Here is a 20,838-nt window from a genome sequence, read left to right as displayed (position 1 = left end):
CGAACTGCGGCGCGCCGGGGACGGGTGGCAGGTGCGCACGGCGTCGGGGCGAAATCTGCGGGCGCGCACCGTGATCGCGGGCACCCACATCCTGAGCACGCTGGAGCTGCTGCGGCGCGGCGGATTCGACCCGGCCGCCCTGGACGACTGGCGGCGGCGCATCCGAGTCGGGCCCGGCATCGGCATGGTGGTGCGGGCGGCCACCGATGCGCTGCCCCGCTATCCGGGCGCCGCGGCCGAGGAATCCGCACACGGGCTGCAACTGCTGGTCACCGACCGACGTCAGCTGCGCCTCGCGCACGGCGCCGCGCTCGGCGGGGCGCTGCCACCGCGGCCGGTCGTGCTGGCGATGAGCTTCAGCGCCCTGGACCCGTCGATCGCGCCCGCCGGGCAGCATCAGCTGTCGCTGTGGTCGCAGTGGCACCCCTACCGGCTCGGCGACGGCTCCGACTGGAGCGCGCACGCCGAGCGCGAGGGCGACCGCATCATCGCCGAGGTCGACTCCCTCGCACCGGGTTTCGCCGATTCGGTGCGGCAGCGATTCGTGCAGACTCCGGCGGACCTGGAGCGGGAGATGGGGTTGATCGGCGGCAACGTGATGCACGTCGAGATGTCCCTCGATCAGATGTTCCTGTGGCGGCCGGTGCCGGAGCTGTCCGGGCAGCGGGTCCCGGGTGCGCCGGGGTTGTATCTGACCGGCGCCTCCACTCATCCGGGCGGCGGTGTCTCGGGGGCGAGCGGTCGCAGCGCCGCCCATCTGGTGCTGCGTGACCTGCGGCGGCCCCGGCTGCCCTGGCTCGGGCGGCGATGACCGCTCGGCGGCTGCCCGCGCTCACCGCGATCGCGCTGGTGCTGGCGCAGATCGCCTACCCGCTGACCAGCGGGGCCGGGCGTGACCGGGTCACGGTGGTGGTCGTCGTGCTGTCGGCGGCGACGGCACTCGCGCACGCCGCCACCACCCGGGGCCCGCGCTTCGCCGCCGGGTTCGTGCTGATCGTCTCCGGGCTCGGGCTCGCCGCCGAAATCCTCGGCACCGCCTCCGGATTCCCGTTCGGCTGCTACGACTACGCGTCCGGGCGGCTGGGGCCGGCGGTCGCGGGCGTACCGCTGGTGGTTCCGCTGGCCTGGACCGGCGGGCTGTATCCGGTGTGGGTGGTCGCGGGGCGGCTGTATTCCCGTGCCCGCCTGCGCATTCCGATGACGGCCGTCGGCGCGGTGGGCTGGGATCTGTTCCTGGATCCGCAGATGGTCGCCGACGGCCAGTGGAGCTGGTGCGCGGCCGCGCCGGGATTGCCCGGCCTGCCGCAGATTCCGTACACCAACTATCTCGGCTGGCTCGCGCTCGCCGCCTTCATGGCCGCACTCCTCGAGCTGCTCGCCCGCGGCCACGCCGCATCCGGTATCGATGCCGTCCCGACCGCCGTCTTCCTGTGGACCTGGCTGGGATCCACGCTCGCCCACGCAGCCTTCCTCCACCTGCCCGCCTCCGCCGCCTACGGCTTCCTCGGCCTGGGCATCCTCGGAATCCCGCTCCTGGCAGCCCTGTTGCGTAGCCGTCACCCCCGGCGCGCTTTCGGCCGGGGTCCATCGATGGATTCCGGCCAAAAGCACGCCGGAATGACGGATGGCACAAGCCCCGGACCCGCCGGAATGACAGATGGCACAGCTCCGGACCCGCCGGAATGACAGATGGCACGACTCCGGACCCGCCGGAATGACGGGGTGGCACGACTCCGGACTTGCCGGAATGACGGGGTGGCACGACTCCGGACCTGCCGGAATGACGGGTGGCAGAAGCTCCGGACTTGCCGACGAGACGGAGGGCGCCACCTCCGGCCCGCCGGAATGACGAGGTGGTGCGGAGTCCCGTACGCAGGAATCGCAGGGCGGCACCATCTCCCGGCCCGTCGCGTGCCGGGAGGTCCGGCGTGTCATGGCACGATGTGAGCCGTGCAGCCGAGTCCGACAACACCGCAGCCCGACGGCACGAGCGTGACCGCGCCCCGTCGGCGCCGCCATCGTGCCTGGTCCCTCGTAGTGCTGGCGGCATTGCTGATGCCACTGCTGACGGGCTGCCTACGGCTGCAGGTATCGATGGGCGTGTCGTCGAACGACCGGGTGTCGGGGCGCATCGTCGCGGCGGCGGTACCCGCCAACGACAAGGACAAGGGCCCGCAGCTCAAGGTGCCGGAAACGCTGTCCAGCAAGGTGCGGGTGGAGCCGTACACGCAGGACGGGTACAAGGGCAGTCAGGTCTACTTCGACGACCTCACCTTCGGTGAGGTGCAGCAGCTCGGCCAGCTGTCGGATCAGACGCAGGGCATGTTCAACCTGTCGTTCAACCGCACCGGCGACATGGTCACCCTCAACGGCCGGATAGATCTGCGCACCGTACCGCCGCAGGGCTCCGACGTGCAGTTCACCGTGGCTTTCCCGTCCCGCGTCGCCACCACCAACGGCACCCGCGAGGGCGATTCGATCGTGTCCTGGAAGCTGCCGCCCGGCGACGTGAGCACCGTAAAGGCCGAGGTGAAATACGCCGACCCCAATACCCGCTCGTTCGCGGGCTGGGCAGGCATCGTCGGCGGCATCACCCTCGCCGTCGCCGCCATCGTCGCGATCCTGGCCTATGTGAACCGCAACCCGACCCCGCCGCCGCCCGCACCCCGGCCGCGCCAGCGCACCTGAGAGGGCGCAGTCGGCACGACCGCCATCAACCCGCGCACGGGCCGGAGCGAATGCGGAGGTTCGCCCGTAACGCGCGAGACAGCCGTCACGGCGTGTGGCAGGCTGGACCCCGCATGAAGAGAACACGTGAGGAAGCGACGGATCGGCGGATTCGCTCCGCGTTCTCGCACCCACCGCGGGTGCGCGACAAGGGCTTCGCGGTCCGCGCACTGGTCGCCGGTGGCGCCGCCGTCGCGGGCGCCGGCGCCGTACTGGCGGCGGTCAACCGGGCGACTGTTCGGCAGCTGGATCCGGTACCGACCACGGTGATCGAGCCGGTCACGGTGTGCATTCCGGCGCGCGACGAGGCCGCGCGACTTCCCGACCTGATCTCGGATCTGCGCGCGCAGCACGGGGTTTCGCGATTTCGGGTGCTGATTCTCGACGACCGTTCGGGCGACGGGACCTACGCCGCGGCCGTGCACGCGGTCGGCGGCGACGAGCGCTTCACGGTGATCGCGGCCGAATCCGACCCGTCGCCCGGCTGGACCGGCAAGAACGCCGCATGTGCGCGGCTCGCCGAAATCGCCGGGGTCACCGTCGATTCCGGTGCCGCCCCGGCGGGTGTGCTGATCTTCCTCGACGCCGACGTGCGGCTCGCGCCGGGTGCGATCGCGGCCGCGGTCGGCGAATTGCGCAGCGCCCGTGCCGGATTGGTGTCGCCCTGGCCGTATCAGCGCGCCGGATCGGTGGCCGAGGCCCTGGTGCAGCCGCTGCTGTGCTGGTCCTGGGCGGCGACGCTGCCGATCCGCCTGGCCAACCACAGCCTGCGGCCGTCGACCGCGGTGTCGTGCGGGCAGTTCCTGGTCTTCGACGCCGCCACCTATCACGCCGTGGGCGGACATAGCGGCGTCGCCGCGCAGGTCACGGAGGATCTGGCGCTGGCTCGGGCGCTGCGCCGCGCGGGTCACCGGACGGTGCTGGTGGCCGCGGGGCGCGTCGCCACCACCCGGATGTACCGGAGCGCGGCCGCCCTGGAGGCGGGATACACCCGCTGGCTGTGGTCCGCCTACGGCTCGGCCGCAGGCAGCGCCGCCGTGGGTGCGGCGGCGGCCCTGACGTTCTGGGGTCCCCCGCTGGCGGCGCTGTTCGCCCACGGCCGCACCCGGCACATCGGGCGGGCCGGATACGCCTGCGCGGTCACGGGACGGCTGCTGGCCCGCACGCTGGAGTCCGGAGGCGTCCCGCGGCCCACGGATGTCGTTGCCGCCGTGGCACATCCGCTCTCCGTCGCCGCCTACCTGCGCCTGTCGGTGCGCTCCCACCGCCTGCACCACACCGGCGCACTCAGCTGGAAAGGGCGATCCCTGCCCGCCCGCGCCATGTGACCGTCGCGTCGCTGTGACGGCCGCCCACGAGCGGACCGCGGCACCCGGCCGGGCCCCGAGCACGGCGCGAGATCCATCCGTCCCGCGCATGACCGGCCATGCTGCGCGGCCGCGGCGTCCCGCCGAACACCGCTGTGGCGCAGGCGATACCGACTCCTTCAGGACACCGGGACGATGCCGACCGTGGGCAGGAAGAAGCAGGTGCGGTTGCCGTTGCGGACCGAGCCGAAGACCGCGGCGAGCACGGTGCCGGATCCGGTGTTCACCGGGACCGCGCGGACGCCGCCGGTCGGGAGGGCGGCGGCGAAGAAGTTCTGCACGGCCTGTTCGGCCAGCGGGCGGATCTCGGCGGGCACCTCCGGCGGCACCATCGCCCGCACCACCTGGGACAGCGGGTTCATCGCGGCGAATCCGCCCCGGCCGGTGCTGGCGTTCAGCCACGCCACCTGCATACCCGACGTATCGGCGCCGTCCGGGCCCAGCCCGTAGGGCACGAACGCGAACATCGTCTGCCCCTTCTTCACCGCCGACAGGTCCAGGCCGGGCATCGACACCGTCGTCTTCGGCCACGGGCCCGGCAGCGCTCCGGCCAGCGCGGGCACCAGGCCCATGGTGGTGCCGTCGTGACACAGCGCCGACGCCGACGGGTACAGGAACGGCTGCACGCCCAGTTGCTGCAGGCTCTGCACCGCGGTCTGGTAGGCGGTCAGCAAATCACCCGGCGACGCGGTGTCGGCGTGCCCGGCCGCGGCGATGGCGGCCTCCGGGCCTGGCGGACCTGCCGCCGTCGTGACCGAACCGACGCAGGCCAGCGCGACGCACGCGCCCACCACAGCGGAGACACGGACCAGACTGCGCAACACGGCCATCGGAGTACTCCTCGTCGTCACGGTCGAGACGTGACGGTACTCCGCTCTTGCAGCTCATCCCCCGCTATCGGCCGCGAAACGCCGATCAGGCGCTCACCGGCGTGGCCGTCACCGTGTAACCGAGATTGGTCAGCACCTCGGTGGTGGCCTTGGCGAAGTTGAGCGTGATGAAGTGCAGACCGGGCGCGCCCTCGTCGATCAGCCGCTGCCCGATCTCGGTGGCGATCTCGATGCCGACGGCGCGCACCGCATTCCGGTTGGCCTCCGGGTCGTTCCCGGCCGCCCGCTCCAGCCGCTGCATGAGATGCGCGGGCAGCGGCCGGCCCGACAGCTCCTCGGCCCGCTGCACCGTCCGCAGCGACGTGATCGGCATCAGCTCCGGGATGATCGGCTTGGCGCCCTCGACCGGGTCGCACGCCACCACCCGATCCCGCAGGCGCAGATAGTCGTCCACGTCGAAGAACATCTGGGTGATCGAATATTCCGCGCCCGCACGCAGTTTCGCGCACAGGTACGCGGTGTCCTGGTCGAGGTCCGGGGAGCGGTGGTGGCCCTGCGGGAACGATGCCACGCCGACGTGGAAGTCGCCGAGCCCGCGCACCATGCGCACCAGGTCCTCGGCGTACTCCAGGCCGTCGGGGTGTTTGCGCCACTCGCCGAGCGGATCCCCCGGCGGATCGCCGCGCAGCACCAGCAGATTGCGGATGCCGGCGTCGGCGTAGGTGCCGACGATCGAGCGCAGTTCGGCGACGCTGTGCTCGACCGCGGTGAGATGCGCCACCGTCAGCAGCGTGGTCTCGCGGGCCAACTGCCCGGTCACCCGCGCGGTGCGGTCGCGGGTGGATCCGCCCGCGCCGTAGGTCATGGAGACGAAGGCCGGATGCATGCGCTCGAACTCGCGGGCGGCCCGCCACAGCCGTGCCTCGGCGGCGGCATCGCGGGGCGGATTGAACTCCACGGAGAACGGGATGGTCCCCTCGGGACGCCTGACCAGCTGTCCTACGATGGACGGAGTTCCGGAAACCTGCGGCGTCCGGGAGGGTCGGCCTGGGGTCGATCGTCCCCGTACGTTGTCGAAACTCACCGACCCAGTGTAATTGGCAATCGCTTCCACTACCGCCGCCCGCCCCGCACTCCCGCACCCCCTACTCGTTCCCGCACCCGCTGCGAGGCTTGTACGGGGTACGCGAACGGATACGGGGTGCGTGAAGTTCGGTGAGATCGGGAGGTCGGTAAGGTTCCACTGCGGGGTTACAGGGTGCCCCGGACCGTATGTCACTGCGCACGATCGGCTTGCCGACGCGTCGGATCAGCTTGGGAGGTTTGCCATGGCCGCCGGATCGGGCACCCCGACACGACCGGCTCCGGCCGGTGCCGCCCTGGTGGCGGCGGTCGAGGGCGCGCTCGTCGACTTCTTCGACTCGCGCCGCGAGCTGGTCGCCGAGCTCGGCCCGGTGTTCATCGACGCGGTCGCCGAGCTGCAGGACTTCGTGCTGCGCGGCGGCAAGCGCACCCGGCCGTCCTTCGCCTGGACCGGCTGGGTCGGCGCGGGCGGCGACCCCGAGGGACCCCAGGCCCCGGCCGTGCTGCGGGCCTGCGCCGCATTGGAACTGGTGCAGGCGTGCGCGCTGATCCACGACGACATCATCGACTCCTCGCGCACCCGGCGCGGCTTTCCCACCGTGCACGTGGACTTCGAACGACGCCACCGCGACCGCGAATGGACCGGCGACGCAGCGCATTTCGGCATCAGCGTGGGCGTGCTGGTCGGCGACCTGGCGCTGGCGTGGGCAGACGACATGGTCGCCGCCGCGGGCCTGGCTCCGGCCGCCCGCACCCGCTTCGCCCCGGTGTGGGCGGCGATGCGCACCGAGGTCATGGGCGGGCAGCTGCTCGATATCCACGGTGAGGCGGGCGCCGACGATTCGGTGGAGGCGGCGCTGCGCATCAACCGCTACAAGACCGCGGCGTACACGATCGAGCGGCCGCTGCACCTGGGTGCGGCCCTGGCCGATGCGGGAGCGGATCTGATCGCGGCCTACCGCGAATTCGGCACCGATATCGGCATCGCCTTCCAGCTGCGCGACGATCTGCTCGGCGTCTTCGGCGATCCGGAGGTCACCGGCAAACCCTCGGGCGACGACCTGCGCGAGGGCAAGCGCACGGTCCTGGTCGCCGAGGCGCTGCGCCGCGCCGACGCCACCGCCCCCGCCGCCGCGAACCTGCTGCGCACCTCCCTCGGCACCGACCTGACCCCGGGCGAGGTCACCCACCTGCGCACGCTCATCACCGACCTCGGCGCCGTCGACGAGGTCGAACGCCGCATCACCGACCTCACCGACCGCGGCCTGGCCGCCCTGGACACCAGCTCCGCCGCCCCGGAGGCGAAGCAGCGCCTGCGCGACATGGCACTCGCCGCCACCAGACGCGTCGCATGAACCCGCCATCCCGGCGTACCTCACCACCGTCATCCCGGCACGCCCCACCACCGTCATCCCGGCACGCCCCACCACCGTCATCCCGGCACGCCCCACCACCGTCATCCCGGCACGCCCCACCACCGTCATCCCGGCATGCCCCACCATCGTCATCCCGGCATGCTTTTGGCCGGGGTCCATACCTCGGCCGTGGGAGATTCCGGCCAAAAGCGCGCCGGAATGACGTAAGGCGCCTTTGCGTTCCGCACCGGAATGACGCGGGGCACCGCTGCAATACGCGCCGGAATGACGTGGGGCACTTGTGCGATGCGCGCCGGTACGACGTGCGGAATCTTTGCAGGATCAGTGTGGGAGCGCGGACGTGAAAACTCTTGCGGGGTCGACGGATCGGGTCGTTGTGATCGGGGCCGGGTTGTCCGGGCTGTCCGCGGCGCTGTATCTGGTCGGTGCCGGGCGGGATGTGACGCTGCTCGAGCGGGCCGACCATCCTGGGGGGCGGGTTGGGGTTTATCGCGGGGTGGATTACGAGATCGATTCCGGGGCAACGGTTCTCACGCTTCCCGGGCTGATCGATGAGGCGCTGGGTGCGGTCGGGACCAGCGCCGCCGGGCAGGGCCTGCGCATTCACCGGCTCGCGCCCGCCTATCGCGCCCGCTTCGCCGATCACTCCACTATCGACGTCTTCGACGACCCGGACGCGATGGCCGCGGAGGTGGCCCGCGCGTGCGGGCCCGCCGAGGCCGGGCGCTATCGGCAGCTGCGCGACTGGCTCGGCCGCGTCTACGGCGCCGCGTACGGCCAGTTCATGGACACCAACTTCGACTCGCCGCTGGATATGATCCGGGTCCCGGAGAAGCGGGCCGCGCTGATCGACCTGGTCCGGCTGGGCGCGTTCGGGCGGCTCGGACCGCGGGTCGGCCGCATCCTGCACGACCGCAGGCTGGCCCGGTTGTTCACCTTCCAGGCCCTCTACGCGGGGCTGGCACCGACGCAGGCGCTCGCCGTGTACGGCGCCATCCCGCATATGGACACCTGCCTGGGCGTCTACTTCCCCGAGGGCGGAATGCGCGCGATCCCCGCCGCGATGGCCGCCGCCTTGACCGCCGCGGGCGGCACCCTGGAGCTGAACACCGAGGTGACCGGCATCGACTACGCCGGTGGCCGGGCGCGCCGCGTGCGCACCGCCGACGGCCGGGCCTACGACTGCGATGCGGTGGTCCTCACCGCCGACCTGGGCTCCCTGGACGTCTTCGGCCTCCCCCGGCGGCGCCCGCTGCGGGCCGCTCCCTCGGCGGTCGTCGCGCACGGAACGGTCCCGGCGGAGGTGGCGGCCGCCTGGCCGGTGCAGGCGCACCACACCATCGACTTCGGCGCCGCCTGGGACGGCACGTTCACCGAGATCGCCACGAGACCGGGCCGCGGCCGCACCATGAGCGATCCGTCGCTGCTGCTGACCCGGCCCGCGCTCACCGACCGGACCTTGTTCGTCGACCGACCGGGCGGCCGCCACGAACCCCTCTCGCTGCTGGCGCCGTGCCCGAATCTCGATGCGGCGCCGTTGAATTGGACACATCTCGGCCCGGCCTACCTGAGCGAGCTGCTGGGGGTGCTGGAGGGGCGCGGCTACCGCGGTATCGCCGAGCATTTCACCGTCGACCATCTCGACACCCCGCAGACCTGGCGCGATCAGGGCATGCTGGCGGGCACCCCGTTCTCCGCGGCGCACCTGTTCCGCCAGACCGGCCCGTTCCGCACCCGCAACCTGCCTCGCACCGCCGAGAACGTCGTGCTGGCGGGGTGCGGCACCACGCCGGGAGTAGGGGTTCCGACGACGCTGCTGTCGGGAAAGCTGGCGGCGCACCGCATCACCGGCGCGCCCGACACCCGGATCGCACCCGTTCGTCATGCGATCTTCGACATGCCGAGGCATGATCCGTACGAACCGACGCGCTAGTGTTTCCGGCAACCAATTAAACTGGCGGCGACCTGTTGACAGCGGTTCCGACCGCACCGATTTCCGGGGGGAACCCTACGACCTATGCCTACCCCCGAGCCCGATACCGCCACCGTAGCGGCCCCAGTGATCACCGCGGCACCACATCCCGGCGCCACGGCAATGCCGCACACCCTGCGCTGGTGGATGCGATTCGCCGCCGACTTCTTCCGCAGCCCCGAGGGGCACGCCGCGCTGCTCGGCTGCTGCGGCTCGCTGATGATCACCTGCGGTGGTCTCGGGGCCGGTGCCACCCGCCGCAGCGATCCGCTGCTCGAGGCGGCGCACCTGTCCTGGCTGCGATTCGGGCACGGGTACGCGCTGGCGACGATGGTCGTCTGGCTGGGCGTGCTGGCGATGATCGTGGGCTGGGTGCGGCTGGGCCGGATCACGATCGGCACCTCCGAGCGCGGCAGCGCGGTCACGCTCAACGAGCTGCGCGGGATCGTGGGTCTCTGGGTCTTCCCACTGCTGTTCGCGGTCCCGATGTTCAGCCAGGATGTCTACTCGTATCTGGCGCAGGGCGCCCTGCTGCGCGACGGCTACGACCCCTACACGGTCGGCCCGGTGGTCAATCCGGGTGTCCTGCTGGACAACGTGAGTTCGGTGTGGACCACCACCACCGCGCCGTACGGCCCGATCTTCCTGCTGCTGGGCAAGTGGATCACGATGATCACCGGCGACAACGTGGTGGCGGGCACCTGGGCGATGCGCCTGGTCATGCTGCCCGGCCTGGCCCTGATGATGTGGGCGGTGCCGCACCTGACCAAGCATCTGGGCGGTAAGCCGACGGTCGCGCTGTGGCTGGCGGTGCTCAACCCGCTGGTGCTGATCCATCTGATCGGCGGCGTGCACAACGAGATGCTGATGGTCGGCCTGATGGCCGCGGGCATCGCGCTGGTGCTGGAGCGGCATCACGCGGCGGGGATCGTGGTGGTCGCGATCGGTGTGGCGATCAAGGCGACCGCGGGCGTGGCGCTGCCGTTCCTGGTGTGGATCTGGATGATTCACGAACGCGAGCGCCGCGCCGCGGAGAACAAGGGGCCGCTCCCGCACCCGCTGTGGACCTTCGCGAAGATCGGCGGGCTGGGGTTGTCGGTGTTCGCGGTGGTATTCGCCGCCGCCTCGGCCGTCGCCGGGGTCGGGGTCGGGTGGCTGACCGCGCTGTCGGGCTCGAAGAAGATCATCAACTGGCTGTCGCTGCCGACCGTCATGGCGCACATCACCACGTGGGTGACGCCGCTGCGAGTCGAGTCGGTCTTGGACTGGACGCGCGGCCTGTGCGCGGTGGCGCTGGTGGCGATCCTGATCTGGACGTGGTGGCGGTTCAAGCACAGCGAGCGGGAGGCGGTGCTGGGCATACTGATCGCGTTCGTCGCGATCGTCATCCTGTCCCCCGCCGCGCTGCCCTGGTACTACTCCTGGCCGCTGGCCCTGGCCGCCGGGTTCGCGCTGTCGACCACCACGCTGATGGTGCTGGTCGGGCTGTGTACCTGGCTGATGCTGGTGTTCCAGCCCGGCGGCGCGATAGGTCTGTACAACTTCTGGCACGTCGCCGTGGCCACCTTCATCGCCGTCGTGGCGGCGCTGTCGCTGCGCACGGTGGATCCGCTGCGGCTACGCGCGGACGCCGGTAAACCCAAGCAATGAGCGGTAGCGCGGCCGCCGAGCCCGCCGCGTACCGGCACTGCCGGACCATCGCCGCGGCACACGGCCGCACCTACTTCCTGGCCACCCGGCTGCTCTCCCCCGAGCAGCGCCCGGCCGTCCACGCGCTGTATGCCTTCGCCCGCACCGTCGACGACATCGTCGACCACGGCGCCGAGGACGCCGCCGCCCAACTGGACCGGATCGAGAAGCAACTGCGCGAGCGGCTGCCCGCGACCGGCCCGGAACCGGTTCCCCGCGCCGACTCGCCGGGCCGCGAACTCGTACTTTCCGCCGTGGCCGACACCATCACCCGGTTCGGCATTGCGCCGCAGCACTTCTGGACCTTCCTGGACGCCATGCGGATGGACGTGCCGGACAGTCCGCATTTCCGCAATCGCTACGCCACGATGGCCGAACTGCGCGAGTACATGCGCGGGTCGGCGGCGGCGATCGGCCTGCAGTTGCTGCCCGTGCTCGGGACGGTGGTGCCCGCGGCCGAGGCGGAACCGGCGGCCGCCGCGCTGGGCGAGGCGTTCCAGCTCACCAATTTCCTCCGCGACGTCGGCGAGGACCTGGACCGCGGACGGGTGTACCTGCCGACCGCGGAACTGGCCGCCTTCGGCGTCGACGAGGACCTGCTGGCCCATTGCCGCCGCACCGGCCGCACCGACCCGCGCCTGCGCCGCGCCCTCGCCCACCTGATCGCGACCAACCGCGCGCTGTATCGCCGCGCCACTCCGGGAATCGAGCTGCTGCACCCGCGCGTGCGCCCCGCGATCCGGACCGCCGCCGTGCTCTACGCAGGAATTCTCGACGAGGTGGAACGCTCGGAGTACGCGATATTCACCCGCCGCGCAACGGTGCCGCGACGACGCCGACTACGGGTGGCGGCAACCGAATTCACCACCGCCTACCTACGCGGGTAGCGGCACACCCGTAAGCCTCTGCCCTCCCGGCAGCGTGCCCCGCCCTCTCATTCCGGCGTGTCTCCGGCCGGAATCCAGCCGCAGGTGTGGATCCCGGCCAACAGCACGCCGGGAAGTAGTGCCACACGCACGCCTCACAGGAGGCAGTCCCGCTCGCTTCAGAACGGCTCGGCCGCGGCGCGGCGGACGACCTCCCGGGCCAGCGGGCCGTGGATCGCGTCGACGGGGCGGCCGGGCAGGCTGTCGTCGTCGGTGTAGATCCACTCGAGGATTTCCTCGTCGGTGTATTTTGCGTCGCGCATCACGGTGATCAGGCCGGGCAGGGGTTTCACCACCGCCCCGGTGGAGTCGAAGAAGTCCTTCGGAACTCCGGCGACGCCGTCCCGGCGCACCGCGAGCAGCTGATGGTCTCGCAACATCTGATGGACGCGGGTCACCGCGATTCCGAGCTGCTCGGCCACGTCCGGCAGCGGGAGCAGCGCCACCGACTCCGATAGGACATCGTCGCTGCAGGGAAATGCACTCACCCGCATAACGGTAGCGGTTCCCGCCCGCACGTCGTGAGAGACCCGCACCCGCCACGCCTATACCATCGGGGGTGCCGCCACGGGGGTGGCATTCGCTTGTCGCAGCCGAAGCGAGAGGTGAGAGCTTTGTGAAAGTCGGAGGACATCTGTTGATCGGCCAGATGCTGGACGGGCGCTACCGCATCGACGCGCCGATTGCGCGGGGCGGCATGTCGATGGTGTTCCGGGGGGTGGACACGCGCCTGGACCGGCCGGTCGCGATCAAGGTGATGGACCCCAAGTTCGCCGGCGACCCGCAGTTCCTGAGCCGGTTCGAATTCGAGGCCCGCTCGGTCGCCAAGCTGAAGCACCCGTCGCTGGTCGCGGTCTACGACCAGGGCATCGACGGCGAGTACCCGTTCCTGATCATGGAGCTGGTGGAGGGCGGCACCCTGCGCGAGCTGCTGCGCGAGCGCGGCCCGATGCCGCCGCACGCGGTGTACGCGGTGGCCGAGCCGGTGCTGCAGGCCATCGGCGTGGCGCATGCGGCCGGGCTGGTACACCGCGACGTCAAGCCGGAGAACGTGCTGATCTCCGACGGCGGCGAGGTGAAGATCGCCGACTTCGGCCTGGTCCGCGCCGCGGCCGGATCGAATATGACCTCCGCCAGCGTCATTCTCGGGACGGCCCAGTACCTGTCGCCCGAGCAGGTCACCGACGGCAATGCCGACGCGCGCAGCGACGTGTACTCCTTCGGCATCCTGATCTTCGAAATGCTCACCGGCCGTACGCCGTTCACCGGCGACACCTCGCTGTCGATCGCCTACCAGCGGGTGGAGAAGGATGTGCCCAGCCCCGGCCGGCTCATCGCCGGGGTGCCGCCGGAATTCGACGAGCTGGTCGCGCACGCCACCGCCCGCGAGCCCGCGCACCGTTTCGCCGACGCCACCGCGATGGCGGGCGAGCTCCGGCACATCGCGGCCGAACTGCAGCTGCCCGACTACCGGGTGCCCGCGCCGAAGGAGTCGGCGGAACATCTGTCGTCGCACTACCGCATCGGCCCGACGCCCGCCGCGCCGCCGCCCCCGCCGCCCCGCGCGGCGGACGAGACCACCCGGTTCGCGGCCGAACCCCCCGGCCCGCAGCGCACCCGGGTGATGACCGCCACGCAGCCGCGCGCCGAACCCGAACAGCCCGAATACGCGCCGCCGCCGGACCGCCGGCAGCCCTACGCACAGGACTTCGGGGCCGACCGCGACAGATCCCGGCGCCGGGTGCTGATCTGGGCGGCGATCGTGGTCGCGCTGGCGCTGCTGCTCGGTATCGGCGGCTGGTGGCTGGGTGTCGGGCGGTACGCCGCGGTGCCGCCGATCGCGGGGATGAACACCGACCGCGCGACGGTCACGCTCAGCGACGCCGGATTCGACACCACGATCCGCAACAAGGCCTCCGACACGATCCCGGTCGGCAACGTGGTCGGCACCGACCCCGCGGCGGGGACCCGGGTGGTGAAGGGCTCCACCGTGGCGGTGCTCATCTCCAGCGGCAAACCGCAGGTGCCGCAGTTTCAGCCCGGCGACGACGTGAAGACGGTGCAGCAGGCCATCCGTGACGCCGGGCTGAAGCCGGTCGACGGCGGTGAGAGACCCAGCACCGCCCCCAAGGGTTCGGTGGCGCAACTGGAGCCGGGCCCGGGGACGGTGCTGCCGATGGATGCGTCGGTCAAGGTGTTCCGCAGCAAGGGTTCCGCGCCGGTGAAACTGCCGGATGTGCGCGGCAAGACCGCCGACGAGGCGCGCGCCACGCTGGAGAAGGCGGGAATCACCGTGCAGGACACCAGAACCGAGTTCGACCCGAAGGTAAAGTCCGGTGACGTCGTCGGCACCGATCCCGCCGCGGGCACCAGCCTGCTGTCCGGAGCCACCGTCACCCTGCTCGTCTCGAATGCCGTGCAGGTCCCCGATGTGGGCGGCAAGAGCGTGTCGGCCGCCCGCAGCGAACTGGAGGGCCTCGGGCTGCAGGTGGTGTTGAGCAACATCTTCACCGGCAACGATCGCGGCACCATCCGCGGTCAGACCCCGATTGCCGGAGCGCACGTCGAGCCCGGCAGCACCGTCACGCTGGTCGTTCTGCCGTTCTAGCCGGCGAGTCCGGCCCCCGTTCGGCGCGGCGCGACATCGGCAGATCCGATCCCACGCTGGCCCCGCCGATCACCTCGGCCACGCTGAGCCCGACCCGCGCCGCGACCAGATCCAAGGCCTGTTCCAGGACCGAATTCGCGCTGGTCCCGACGACCTGCGACTGTTCCAGCCGGCCGATACCGCGGGCGATCCGGATCCGGCAGCGCCAGGCGCGTGCGGGCCGATCCGCCTCGGGTCTTTCGATGACCACCGACGCCGGCACGCCGTCGATCACCAGATCGTGCTGTACCAGGGCGGCCCCGTCTCTTCCCATCGATCGGCCGCGGCCACCGCCGAGCCGATCGGCGCCGGGTCGTAATTCACCGGCCACCGTTACCACCTTCATCGGTCCTCCCAGGGCAGATCCCTCAGTCAGCCCATTGCCGCCGGCAACGGACGGATTAAACCTAACCCAACCGTTCGGTATCAGCAACAGATCAGCTAACTTTTTGGAATCTAGCCTTTCGGGCAGGTGCGCTCAGGCGACGGCGAGCAGCGGCGTCCCGGTCTCCGGATCGTTGATCGCGACCACCGCCGCCGTGCTGAACACGTCGACCGGCATGCCACCGATACTCGGGCTGATATTGGTCGTGACCTGAGCCGACACCACGGCCGGATCGTAACCCCAGGAGATGTTGAAGATCAGCAACCGGCTGCCGTCGCTCAGCACCACCTCCGACGGAATCCCGTCGCGGTCGCGATCGCGCAGCAACCGCAGAATGGCGCGGTCCGTCCCGTCGACCTGCAGGGCCCCGTCGCTGCGGAAGACGACGTTCAAACTCACCGCAGCATCTCCGCGACCAGGAACGCCAGTTCCAGCGACTGCTGGGTGTTCAGGCGCGGGTCGCAGGCCGTCTCGTAGCGATCCTCGAGATCCAGGTCGGAGATGTCCTGGGCGCCACCGAGGCATTCGGTGACGTTCTCGCCGGTCAGCTCGATGTGCAGGCCGCCCGGGTGGGTGCCCAGGGCGTGGTGCACCTCGAAGAAGCCCTGCACCTCGTCGACGATGCGGTCGAAGTGGCGGGTCTTGTAGCCCGTGGACGACTCGTGGGTGTTGCCGTGCATCGGATCGCACTGCCAGATCACCTGGTGGCCGGTGGCCTGCACCTTCTCGATGATCGGCGGCAGCACATCGCGCACCTTGGTATTGCCCATGCGCGCCACCAGCGTCAACCGCCCCGGCTCGTTGTTGGGGTCGAGCCGTTCGACGTATTCCATCGCCTGTTCGGGCGTGGTGGTCGGACCGATCTTGAGGCCGATCGGATTGGCCAGCAGCTCGGCGAAGGCGATGTGGGCGCCGTCGAGCTGGCGGGTGCGCTCGCCGATCCACAGGAAGTGCGCGGACAGGTCGTAGAGCACCGGGTCGCCGGCGGCGTTCTCTGCCAGGCGCAGCATGGCCCGCTCGTAGTCGAGCACCAGCGCCTCGTGGCTGCAGTAGATCTTCGCCGACTGCAGGCTCGGATCCTGCACCCGGCAGGCGCTCATGAAGGCCAGGCCGCGGTCGATCTCCTCGGCCAGCTGCTCGTAGCGGGCACCGGCCGGAGACTGGGCCACGAAATCGCGGTTCCAGTCGTGCACCTTGTGCAGATCGGCCATGCCCGCGCCGGTGAGCGCGCGCACCAGGTTCATCGCGGCGCTGGCGTTGGCGTAGGCGCGCACCAGTCGCGACGGGTCGTGCTCGCGGACGGCGGCGTCGGCCACCAGCGAGTTCACCATATCGCCGCGGTAGGACCGCAGGCCCAGCGCGTCCAGATCGGCCGAGCGCGGCTTGGCGTACTGCCCGGCGATGCGGGCCACCTTCACCACCGGCAGGCTGGCGCCGTAGGTGAGCACCACGGCCATCTGCAGCAGCGTGCGGATATTGCCGCGGATATGCGGTTCGGTGTTGTCGGCGAAGGTCTCGGCGCAGTCGCCGCCCTGCATGAGGAATGCCTCGCCGCGAGCCACCTCGGCGAGGCGCTCGCGCAGTTCTTCCACCTCGGCGGGCACGCAGATCGGCGGCACGCTCTCGAGTACGGTGCGCATCTTCGACGCCAGTTCCGGATCCCACGACGGCTGCTGCAGGGCGGGGCGCGCGAGCGCATCGTCGAGTCGCCGACGCAGTTCGGCAGGCAGCGGAGGCAGTTCCGGCAGGCGGTCGATCGGTACGTCGACGGTCCAGTTCACCAGCTCAGGATAGTGACTTCGGGCGACACTGTGGTAACGCGGAGGTAGGGGGGTGCGCAAGCACACTTTGCCGGGCCGTAACCTCGAGAAGCCCCGCGGCATCGGGCGCGGGCACCGCTGCCGGCGGCGACCCCCGTCCGGCCGACCGTGAGGAGCGATCGCGCTGAAATACTTTTACGACTGCGAATTCATCGAGGACGGTGTAACCATCGACCTGGTCTCGATCGGCGTGGTCTGCGAGGACGGGCGCGAGTACTACGCGGTCTCAACGGAATTCGATCCCGGCAAGGCGGGGCCCTGGGTGCGGCGCAACGTGCTGCCCAAGCTGCCGCCGCCCGCGTCGCCGCTGTGGCGCAGCCGCGCGCAGATCCGCGACGACCTGTATCGCTTCCTGGTGCCGCGGCCGACCGTGGAACCGGAGATGTGGGCCTGGGTCAGCGCCTACGACCACGTGGCCCTCTGCCAGCTGTGGGGTTCGATGGTCGACCTGCCCAGCACGCTCCCCCGCTACACCAACGAACTGCGGCAGTACTGGGAGATGGCCGGCCGCCCGCAGCTCCCGCCGGTCCCCTCGGACGCCCACGATGCGCTCGCCGACGCCCGCCACAACCTCGCGAAATACGAAGCGATCGAGGCCCACCGCCGCCGCGAGGCCTCGTAGGCGGCTAGCCCGCGAGCGTCTCCGGCATGCGGTCGGCGTCCGGGCGGGCGTCGGCGGGGGCGCCCTTCTTCAGGCTGGAGGCGTAGACGTCTACGTACTCCTGCTCGCCCATGCGCATCAGTTCGTACATGATCTCGTCGGTGACGGCACGCTCGACGAAGCGGTTGCCGCCCATGCCCTCGTAGCGGGAAAAGTCGATAGGCGCACCGAATTTCACGGTGACCTTGCGCGCGCGCCACTTGAACGGACCGGGTGGGCACACCTCGTCGGTACCGATCAGCGCCACCGGGATCACCGGGACGCCGGTCTCCAGGGCGAGGCGTGCCACGCCGGTCTTGCCCTTGTACAGCCGTCCGTCAGGCGAGCGGGTGCCCTCCGGGTACAGGCCCACCAGGCGCCCCTCGCCCAGCAGCTTGCGGGCGGTGTTCAGCGCGCTCTCGGCGGCGTCGGCACCGCTGCGGTCGATCGGGTACTGGCCCGCACCCGCGAAGAACCACTTCTGCAGCCGGCCCTTGAGGCCCGGGGTGGTGAAGTACTCGGCCTTGGCCAGGTAGGTGATCCGGCGCGGGCTCGCCAGGGGGGTGAACAGCCAGTCGGTGAACGACAGGTGATTTCCCGCGAGGATGGCTGGGCCGTCGACCGGAATATTCTCGACACCCTCGGCCTTGGGCCTGTTGACCAGGTGCATGAACGGTCCCGGAAACACGAACTTCAGCAGCCAGTAGAACATCGCGTCCTTTCCCAGTGAGCATGTACGGGACCGGCCTCCTTGCAGGCACCTCCGTCGGTGCCGACTCTACCGCCGCCGAGCAGCTGTGACCAAGCCCGCACGGGCGATTTCACACGGCCGGAACCACACTCGTCAGCTCCGCGCGCCCGCATGGCCGTCGGCGGCGGATTTACGCCGTGCGGTGGGGTTCGATCCCTGGCCGGCCGCCCTGCCCTTCGCGTCCCCGCGCTTTCCGTCGCCACTCGCGTCGGCGCCGCCGCGCTTCTCGGCACCGCCGGTCGCAGCACCGCCCTTCACAGCACCGCTCTTCTCGGCGCCACGCTTCACGGCACCGCTCTTTCCGGCGCCGACCTTCGGGGCCCGCGATCCGCTGCCGACCGCGTAGTCGCGCCGGGCGCCCTTCGACTCCGGCTGCAGGGCCACCCGCGCCAGCTCCGCGGCGCCGATCATGCCCGCCGCCTCGCCCAGCTGGGTGGTGCGGATGCGGGCCAGCGGCCGATGCCGGGCGCCGGTGATGGCGCCCGCGTAGTGCTCGCGGGCGTCGTCGAGGAACAGCGGCGCCGACGAACTCACCCCGCCGGCGATCACGATCAGGTCCGGATCGAAGATATCGCCGACGAACGCCAGCCCCAGCCCGAGCCAGCGCGCGAAATCGGCCATCGCCCGCAATGCCACCGGATCCCCGTCCTGCGCGGCACCGGCCACCTTGCGCCCGGTCAGCGAGCCCGGATCGCGAAACACCTCGCGCGCCAGGATGGTCGAGCGCATCGGGTCGGTGGCCAGCATCTCGATGGCGGTGTCCACCAGAGCCGTTCCGCTGCAATACCGTTCCCAGCATCCGCGTTTGCCGCAGGGGCAGGCGCGGCCGTGCGGCACCACCTGCAGATGCCCCAATTCCGGTGCCACACCGTAACTTCCGCGATACAGGCGCCCCTCGACCAGCAGCGCCGCGCCGATCCCGGTGCCGATCGCCACCAGCACGCCGTTGTGCGCCCCGGCGGCGGCGCCGAACCGGTACTCCGCCCACATCGCGGCGTTGGCGTCGTGTTCGAGGATCACCGGCAGTCCGAGCCGCTCGGTGAGCCGGTCCGCGACCCCGCTGTCCTCCCACGGCAGATGCGGCGCGAACCGCACCGACGAGCGGGTCTCGTCGACGAATCCGGCCACGGCCAGGCCCACCGCGCCGATCGTGTGGCGGCCCCGCAGTTCTCGCACCGCGCGGTCCAGCCCGTCCTCCAGGGCCTGTTCCGAATGCGGGGTCGGGGCCTGCACGGTGTCGAGCACCTCGCCGGCGCCGTCGACCACCGACGCGCGAATGTTGGTGCCGCCGACATCGATGCCGACGGTCAGCGGCGCCTCCCGCCCGATGCGTGTGGTCATACCTTGATCTGCACCGGAATCGAGACGTACCCGGATCCGCCCGTGCGGGCGGCGGACGACGTCGGGCCGCGTGAAGCACTCTGCGGCGCATCGTTTTCCGGGGCTACCGGATCCACCGGCACCCCGGCCAGGGCCTCGCGCAGCACGGTCACCACGGCGGTGCCGTGTTCGGCGATCGCGGCGACGACGTCGTGATGTTCGCCGCGGACCAGCGCGGCCGCGGCGCATATCGGGCACCAGCTGCAGCCGCCCCAGTCGGCGCGCCCGTCGGCGGCGGCCCGGCGCAGCACCGGCTCCACCCGCTCCAGCACCGCCTCCGCGAGCAGTCGCATCTCCTCGGTGAATTCACCGAGGTGGTCGTCGTGACGGTGTTCGTCCGCCGACGCGCCGAACCCGGCCCCCGCACCGCCGTCGCGAGGCCGCTCGCCCGCGTCAGGGCCACTTCCCTCGCCGGAATCCGCAGCGCCCGAGGACGATTCACCGACCGGCCCCGCGCCGGGCCCGCCGGGGGTCGCCCGGTCGGCCCACGGCTGCCCCGGCGTCTCCCTGCCGTCGTCGAACTCGCTCATAGCTGTGCCCCACCGCCACCCGGCTCCGCCATGGGTGAGAACCCTGCCATGGTTTCGGTCCGCTCGCTCATTGCGGCCACACCTCGGGATCGGGGCGGAAGCGCACGACCAGTTGATCGCCGTCGAGTTCGGCGCCGTCGACCGTGCACCGGCGCAACACCGGCGCCAGGCGCATGCGGCGCCGCACTCCGTCCGCTCCCACGATCAAATCGTCCTCCACTCGTCCCAGTCGCAGCGTCGCCGGGTCGACCACGGGCAACCGCATCCGCAGCGTGAACACCGAATGCGGCCCGGTACCCGACTCCCGCCGCACCACCGGCTCGCCGTCCCGCGCGATCTCGGTGTTCGTGTCGTCGCCAAGCATAGGGTCTGCGGGAGTTACTACCCGGTTCCCGCGCGAATCCACCGCATACGACAATTCGGTCAGCGAATCGATGCCGACCGGTTCCGGACCGCTGTGGTGGGCCACCGTCACCGCCACGCCGGGCAGTCGCCCGCGCAGCTCCTCGATCACGTCCAACTGCTCGGCGCGCCGGGCCAGATACCACTGCACTGCCGGATGCGCGGCGCCGTCGGCCGGGGGCACCGGGGCCAGCACCTTGTTCACGATCACCTCGTCCAGCCGCAGGCCCAGCAGCGCCGCCGCCGACCGCACCCGCGCCGTTTCCGCGAGCGCGACCCGCTCGGCGCCGGTGATCAGCCGGGCGCCGGTGCG

General features: G+C 71.0%; 19 protein-coding genes and 1 pseudogene. 10 read left to right on the top strand and 10 right to left on the bottom strand.

The annotated features are described in order from the left end of the window. The 4 genes from NM1_RS43240 to NM1_RS38930 all read left to right on the top strand — a co-directional run. Positions 1-811, top strand: an 811-nt coding sequence (locus NM1_RS43240; protein ID WP_169814401.1) for a phytoene desaturase family protein, incomplete at its 5' end; no start/stop codon positions are given. Further along, on the top strand, positions 808-1,686 hold the full coding sequence (locus NM1_RS38940) for a carotenoid biosynthesis protein (RefSeq protein WP_068032558.1): 879 nt from the start codon (positions 808-810) through the stop codon (positions 1,684-1,686). The genes NM1_RS43240 and NM1_RS38940, both read left to right, overlap by 4 nt. Positions 1,687-2,055: 369 nt before the next feature. Then, positions 2,056-2,688 carry an LppM family (lipo)protein gene (locus NM1_RS38935; RefSeq protein WP_174556961.1) on the top strand — a complete coding sequence of 211 codons (633 nt, stop codon included), beginning with the start codon at positions 2,056-2,058 and terminating at the stop codon, positions 2,686-2,688. Between the two features lie 113 nt (positions 2,689-2,801). Next, the gene (locus NM1_RS38930; RefSeq protein WP_084520465.1) at positions 2,802-4,055 is read left to right on the top strand and encodes a glycosyltransferase family 2 protein; all 1,254 of its coding nucleotides are present in this window, start codon (positions 2,802-2,804) and stop codon (positions 4,053-4,055) included. A gap of 158 nt (positions 4,056-4,213) precedes the next feature. Here the strand turns inward: NM1_RS38930 and NM1_RS38925 are convergent, their stop codons facing one another. Together NM1_RS38925 and NM1_RS38920 are read right to left on the bottom strand one after the other, a co-directional pair. Then, positions 4,214-4,924 carry a hypothetical protein gene (locus NM1_RS38925; protein ID WP_068032551.1) on the bottom strand — a complete coding sequence of 237 codons (711 nt, stop codon included), beginning with the start codon at positions 4,922-4,924 and terminating at the stop codon, positions 4,214-4,216. 85 nt (positions 4,925-5,009) lie between these two features. Then, positions 5,010-6,008: a methylenetetrahydrofolate reductase gene (locus NM1_RS38920; protein WP_068032549.1), complete on the bottom strand. Its 999-nt coding sequence runs from the start codon at positions 6,006-6,008 to the stop codon at positions 5,010-5,012. A gap of 244 nt (positions 6,009-6,252) precedes the next feature. Here NM1_RS38920 and NM1_RS38915 point away from each other — a divergent pair, with 244 nt between their 5' ends. The 4 genes from NM1_RS38915 (at position 6,253) to NM1_RS38900 (ending at position 11,931) form a co-directional block, all read left to right on the top strand. Then, the gene (locus NM1_RS38915) at positions 6,253-7,362 is read left to right on the top strand and encodes a polyprenyl synthetase family protein (RefSeq protein ID WP_068032547.1); all 1,110 of its coding nucleotides are present in this window, start codon (positions 6,253-6,255) and stop codon (positions 7,360-7,362) included. Positions 7,363-7,696: 334 nt separating this feature from the next. After that, positions 7,697-9,316 (top strand): phytoene desaturase family protein, encoded by a 1,620-nt coding sequence (gene crtI, locus NM1_RS38910; protein WP_342773708.1) that lies wholly within the window; start codon positions 7,697-7,699, stop codon positions 9,314-9,316. 162 nt (positions 9,317-9,478) lie between these two features. After that, positions 9,479-11,005 carry an alpha-(1->6)-mannopyranosyltransferase A gene (locus NM1_RS38905; protein ID WP_068032567.1) on the top strand — a complete coding sequence of 509 codons (1,527 nt, stop codon included), beginning with the start codon at positions 9,479-9,481 and terminating at the stop codon, positions 11,003-11,005. Then, on the top strand, positions 11,002-11,931 hold the full coding sequence (locus NM1_RS38900) for a phytoene/squalene synthase family protein (protein WP_068032544.1): 930 nt from the start codon (positions 11,002-11,004) through the stop codon (positions 11,929-11,931). The genes NM1_RS38905 and NM1_RS38900 overlap by 4 nt, the downstream gene beginning before the upstream one ends. 158 nt (positions 11,932-12,089) lie before the next feature. Here NM1_RS38900 and NM1_RS38895 read toward each other — a convergent pair whose 3' ends face one another. Beyond that, positions 12,090-12,458 (bottom strand): Rv2175c family DNA-binding protein, encoded by a 369-nt coding sequence (locus tag NM1_RS38895; protein WP_068032565.1) that lies wholly within the window; start codon positions 12,456-12,458, stop codon positions 12,090-12,092. Positions 12,459-12,619: 161 nt separating this feature from the next. Between NM1_RS38895 and pknB the strand changes: the two genes are divergently transcribed. Continuing rightward, on the top strand, positions 12,620-14,578 hold the full coding sequence (pknB, locus tag NM1_RS38890; RefSeq protein ID WP_068032563.1) for a Stk1 family PASTA domain-containing Ser/Thr kinase: 1,959 nt from the start codon (positions 12,620-12,622) through the stop codon (positions 14,576-14,578). On the opposite strand, the gene NM1_RS38885 is transcribed toward pknB, so the two are convergent. From NM1_RS38885 to NM1_RS38875, 3 genes are all read right to left on the bottom strand, one after another. Beyond that, positions 14,553-14,963, bottom strand: coding sequence for a hypothetical protein (locus NM1_RS38885; RefSeq protein ID WP_147288998.1), 411 nt, complete (start codon positions 14,961-14,963; stop codon positions 14,553-14,555). The genes pknB and NM1_RS38885 overlap by 26 nt on opposite strands. A 132-nt stretch (positions 14,964-15,095) precedes the next feature. Next, entirely contained in the window at positions 15,096-15,401 is a 306-nt protein-coding gene (locus NM1_RS38880; protein ID WP_068032540.1) for a hypothetical protein, read from the bottom strand. Then, positions 15,398-16,783, bottom strand: coding sequence for a class II 3-deoxy-7-phosphoheptulonate synthase (locus tag NM1_RS38875; RefSeq protein ID WP_068032538.1), 1,386 nt, complete (start codon positions 16,781-16,783; stop codon positions 15,398-15,400). Before NM1_RS38875 ends, NM1_RS38880 begins: the two co-directional genes overlap by 4 nt. A gap of 163 nt (positions 16,784-16,946) precedes the next feature. On the opposite strand from NM1_RS38875, the gene NM1_RS38870 reads away from it, so the two are divergent. Further along, positions 16,947-17,444: a polyadenylate-specific 3'-exoribonuclease AS gene (locus tag NM1_RS38870; protein WP_068032537.1), complete on the top strand. Its 498-nt coding sequence runs from the start codon at positions 16,947-16,949 to the stop codon at positions 17,442-17,444. A 4-nt stretch (positions 17,445-17,448) separates the two neighbouring features. On the opposite strand, the gene NM1_RS38865 is transcribed toward NM1_RS38870, so the two are convergent. The 4 genes and pseudogenes from NM1_RS38865 to NM1_RS38850 form a co-directional block, all read right to left on the bottom strand. Beyond that, positions 17,449-18,174, bottom strand: a complete 726-nt coding sequence (locus NM1_RS38865; protein ID WP_068032534.1) for a lysophospholipid acyltransferase family protein — start codon at positions 18,172-18,174, stop codon at positions 17,449-17,451. A gap of 414 nt (positions 18,175-18,588) precedes the next feature. Further along, a pseudogene (locus NM1_RS38860) lies at positions 18,589-19,554 on the bottom strand (ROK family protein); the annotation flags it as partial. Beyond that, positions 19,551-20,123 (bottom strand): hypothetical protein, encoded by a 573-nt coding sequence (locus tag NM1_RS43405; RefSeq protein ID WP_174556960.1) that lies wholly within the window; start codon positions 20,121-20,123, stop codon positions 19,551-19,553. The gene NM1_RS43405 and the pseudogene NM1_RS38860, both read right to left, overlap by 4 nt. Positions 20,124-20,190: 67 nt before the next feature. Next, on the bottom strand, positions 20,191-20,838 hold a 648-nt coding region (locus NM1_RS38850), incomplete at its 5' end, for an ArsA family ATPase (protein ID WP_507762188.1).

The sequence above is a fragment of the Nocardia mexicana NBRC 108244 genome (genome assembly GCF_001613165.1).
In the GTDB taxonomy this organism is placed as follows: domain Bacteria; phylum Actinomycetota; class Actinomycetes; order Mycobacteriales; family Mycobacteriaceae; genus Nocardia; species Nocardia mexicana.
The sequence above is the reverse complement of the archived record's forward strand: the minus strand, read 5'-3'. Positions and strand labels throughout refer to the sequence as shown.

What these genes read in the sequence shown, in the direction of transcription:
- NM1_RS38940 (WP_068032558.1), top strand. Translation starts at nt 808, where the DNA reads ATGACCGCTCGGCGGCTGCCCGCGCTCACCGCGATCGCGCTGGTGCTG.
- NM1_RS38935 (WP_174556961.1), top strand. Translation starts at nt 2,056, where the DNA reads ATGCCACTGCTGACGGGCTGCCTACGGCTGCAGGTATCGATGGGCGTG.
- NM1_RS43405 (WP_174556960.1), bottom strand. Translation starts at nt 20,123, where the DNA reads ATGAGCGAGTTCGACGACGGCAGGGAGACGCCGGGGCAGCCGTGGGCC.
- NM1_RS38925 (WP_068032551.1), bottom strand. Translation starts at nt 4,924, where the DNA reads ATGGCCGTGTTGCGCAGTCTGGTCCGTGTCTCCGCTGTGGTGGGCGCG.
- NM1_RS38885 (WP_147288998.1), bottom strand. Translation starts at nt 14,963, where the DNA reads ATGAAGGTGGTAACGGTGGCCGGTGAATTACGACCCGGCGCCGATCGG.
- pknB (WP_068032563.1), top strand. Translation starts at nt 12,620, where the DNA reads ATGCTGGACGGGCGCTACCGCATCGACGCGCCGATTGCGCGGGGCGGC.
- NM1_RS38900 (WP_068032544.1), top strand. Translation starts at nt 11,002, where the DNA reads ATGAGCGGTAGCGCGGCCGCCGAGCCCGCCGCGTACCGGCACTGCCGG.
- NM1_RS38905 (WP_068032567.1), top strand. Translation starts at nt 9,479, where the DNA reads ATGCCGCACACCCTGCGCTGGTGGATGCGATTCGCCGCCGACTTCTTC.
- NM1_RS38865 (WP_068032534.1), bottom strand. Translation starts at nt 18,174, where the DNA reads ATGTTCTACTGGCTGCTGAAGTTCGTGTTTCCGGGACCGTTCATGCAC.
- NM1_RS38915 (WP_068032547.1), top strand. Translation starts at nt 6,253, where the DNA reads ATGGCCGCCGGATCGGGCACCCCGACACGACCGGCTCCGGCCGGTGCC.
- NM1_RS38930 (WP_084520465.1), top strand. Translation starts at nt 2,802, where the DNA reads ATGAAGAGAACACGTGAGGAAGCGACGGATCGGCGGATTCGCTCCGCG.